This is a genomic window from Lysinibacillus sp. RU7, from assembly GCF_057837305.1.
Genome location: NZ_JBYQFK010000051.1, coordinates 1 through 3077 on the forward strand (window position 1 = coordinate 1; position 3077 = coordinate 3077).

The following is a 3077-nucleotide window of genomic DNA, read 5'->3' on the forward strand; positions in this document are numbered from 1 at the left end:
GGGTATAGCCAAGCGGTAAGGCAACGGATTTTGATTCCGTCATGCCTAGGTTCGAATCCTAGTACCCCAGCCATTTTGGAGCCATTAGCTCAGTCGGTAGAGCATCTGACTTTTAATCAGAGGGTCGAAGGTTCGAGTCCTTCATGGCTCATCATTTACATAAAGTGTTATATACATATTGAAGCACATATTGCGGAAGTAGTTCAGTGGTAGAACACCACCTTGCCAAGGTGGGGGTCGCGGGTTCGAACCCCGTCTTCCGCTCCAACATGTGCCGGGGTGGCGGAACTGGCAGACGCACAGGACTTAAAATCCTGCGGTAGGTGACTACCGTACCGGTTCGATTCCGGTCCTCGGCACCAGTTTAGTATTTATAATTAAGTAAACTGAAATACTAATTTTTATTTATTTGGGGCCTTAGCTCAGCTGGGAGAGCGCCTGCCTTGCACGCAGGAGGTCAGCGGTTCGATCCCGCTAGGCTCCACCAAATAGATTATAAAGATTTTGGCGGCGTAGCTCAGCTGGCTAGAGCGTACGGTTCATACCCGTAAGGTCGGGGGTTCGATCCCCTCTGCCGCCATTATATAAATGGTCCCGTGGTGTAGCGGTTAACATGCCTGCCTGTCACGCAGGAGATCGCCGGTTCGATCCCGGTCGGGACCGCCATTTATATGGGTCAGTAGCTCAGTTGGTAGAGCATTAGATTGAAGCTCTAAGTGTCGGCGGTTCGATTCCGTCCTGACCCACCATTATATTATTCCGAAGTAGCTCAGTGGTAGAGCAACCGGCTGTTAACCGGTTGGTCGTAGGTTCGAGTCCTACCTTCGGAGCCATGGCCCGTTGGTCAAGTGGTTAAGACACCGCCCTTTCACGGCGGTAACACGGGTTCGAATCCCGTACGGGTCATCTTAATAAGTATCGATAAAATAAGCAGAGAAAATATTACATTTTCTCTGCTTATTTTATTTTTCCTTTAAAAGGAATGAGAGAATATAATATGTAGCGCAGAGAGACGAAGGATGTAGGCTTCTCTTATGGAAAGAGTTAGAGTGTAATAGTACAGGTGGTCCTGATTCGTTAGGAATAAAGGACGTGGTATAAAATAGGATCATTATAATGTGAAAGGGTTGTCCTATTAGCTTGTGCTAATAAAACAACCCTTTTTTGAATATGCTAGATTTCCCTTTTAGTATTACAACTTAAATTGTTTAACAACGGATTGTAAGTGATTGGCTGTTTCATTTAATTGATAAGCATTTTGTGTTGCGGTTTCCATTGAACTTGTTACTTCTTCGATAGTTGCAGCTGTTTGTTGTGAGCTTGCAGCAGATTGTTCAGATACAGCAGCAATATTTTCAATCGCACTATCAATTTGATTCGTGTTACTTGCGATATGCTGTAAGTTTTCTGTGACCGTTCGAATATTTGAGACCATTTCTAAAACAGCGACGGAAATATTACGATATGTTTCATTTGAAATATGGGTATGTTGAGACCCTTTTTTTACTTCCTCATAACCTTCTAGTAAAGAGTGGGTTACAATTTGAGTTTCATTTTGGATAGCGTGTACGATTGTAGAAATGTTCGACACAGAATGACTTACTTGTTCAGCTAATTTCCGTACTTCATCGGCTACAATAGCAAATCCTTTCCCTTGTTCACCAGCACGTGCAGCTTCTATGGCGGCATTCAATGCTAATAGATTCGTCTGGTCTGCAATTTCCGTAATCACTTGTACGAGTTGTGTAATTTCACGTGTCTGGCTATTTAATCCTTCAACACGTTCAACAGCTTGTTTTACAATCCCATCAATTTTTTGCATTTGTTGTTCCGTAGCGTTCATTAAATTTTGTCCGTCATTTGTCATGGTTTGTACACTTTCTGAATGACTTAATACTTTTAAGCTGTTTTGATTCGCGCTATCTACATTGTGTGAAAATGCTTGCATCGTTGTTCGTAAATCACTTGCGGCTGTAGCTTGAACATCTGTGCCGTTTGCAATTTGTTCGATTGCAGCTGATGTTTGCATCATACCACTTGTTATTTCAGAGGCAGATACGTTTAAGTTCTTACTGCTTTCAGTAACAGCTGTTGCACCTTCTTGCACTTTGATAATGATTTGTTGTAATTGCGCATTCATTTTGTTTGTAGAAATCGTCAAACGCGCTAATTCATCATTTGTCGTAACGTCTAAAGGGGGATGATTGAGTTCACCATTTGCAATGCTTTCCATTCGATTTGTTAAAAGAGCAATCGGTTTAGAGATTAACCGTGAAAGATACAGTGCAAGTACAATAGCTATAATGGTCATGCTATACGAAATGATCTGTAGGACAGTTTTGGTTGAACTTGTATCTTTTGATACAGCGTGACCTTTTTCTTCAATCTCCAAAGCTTTTGATTGTGCAAATAGTTGATACTCATTACGAATTGTAGTCCCTTGCTCCTCAAGTGTAGCTAATAATGCAGTAGCATTCGTTATATTTCCTTGATCGAAAAGTAAAAAAAGTTCTTTTTGGATGGTTGTGCTCCATTTCTTTTCCGCTGTAACGATTTGTTGAACTGCTTGGACATTAGCATATTGCTCTATTTCCTTTTGAATAGTAGAAGCTTGATCAGTATGGCTATTAAATGTTTCTTTGTAAGTTGGGTCACCCATTAAAATATAGTTCCTCGCCGCAGCTAAGCGAGAGTCAATAGATTGTGATAATTGGTATCCTATAGATAGTATTTTCGTGTCATCAGTAATAATTTTTTCTGTATTTTCCATAAATTTTTCATTTTGAAAATAACTATAAGTGCTGTATATCCACGTACATAGTAAAAAAACAAGAAAACTTAAAATAATTTTCACTTTAATAGATTTTGCGTTTCTAATCATTGAAATCCCCTCTCTATTCGTTCTCCATTTGAGTAGATAACATGGTAAAATACATATCATTGAATGATAATTCCATTATAACATGTATTTTTTGGAATATTTTCATTTTTCTTTATAAAGAGTTAATTTCATAATTCTAATCCCTTCGGTATCAAGGGTTTCAATGAAATAAAAATGAGGCACCTCCCCAAATTCG

1 protein-coding gene and 9 tRNA genes are annotated in these 3077 nt (G+C 39.7%); 9 read left to right on the top strand and 1 reads right to left on the bottom strand.

Translation table 11 applies throughout. The features are described 5' to 3' along the window. The first annotated feature begins 78 nt into the window (after positions 1-78). The 9 genes from AC3II9_RS21255 to AC3II9_RS21295 all read left to right on the top strand — a co-directional run bounded on the left by AC3II9_RS21255 (position 79) and on the right by AC3II9_RS21295 (position 906). Positions 79-151, top strand: a tRNA-Lys gene (locus tag AC3II9_RS21255). Between the two features lie 41 nt (positions 152-192). Next, positions 193-267 (top strand) — tRNA-Gly (locus AC3II9_RS21260). Positions 268-273: 6 nt separating this feature from the next. Then, positions 274-362 (top strand) — tRNA-Leu (locus AC3II9_RS21265). Positions 363-411: 49 nt separating this feature from the next. Then, positions 412-487, top strand: a tRNA-Ala gene (locus AC3II9_RS21270). Between the two features lie 19 nt (positions 488-506). Continuing rightward, positions 507-580 (top strand) — tRNA-Met (locus AC3II9_RS21275). 10 nt (positions 581-590) lie between these two features. Further along, a tRNA-Asp gene (locus tag AC3II9_RS21280) sits at positions 591-666 on the top strand. 7 nt (positions 667-673) lie between these two features. Continuing rightward, a tRNA-Phe gene (locus AC3II9_RS21285) sits at positions 674-749 on the top strand. A 9-nt stretch (positions 750-758) separates the two neighbouring features. Beyond that, positions 759-833, top strand: a tRNA-Asn gene (locus AC3II9_RS21290). A gap of 1 nt (position 834) precedes the next feature. Then, positions 835-906, top strand: a tRNA-Glu gene (locus AC3II9_RS21295). Positions 907-1192: 286 nt separating this feature from the next. Here AC3II9_RS21295 and AC3II9_RS21300 read toward each other — a convergent pair. After that, positions 1193-2881, bottom strand: a complete 1689-nt coding sequence (locus AC3II9_RS21300) for a methyl-accepting chemotaxis protein (RefSeq protein ID WP_489158700.1) — start codon at positions 2879-2881, stop codon at positions 1193-1195. Positions 2882-3077: the final 196 nt, after the last annotated feature.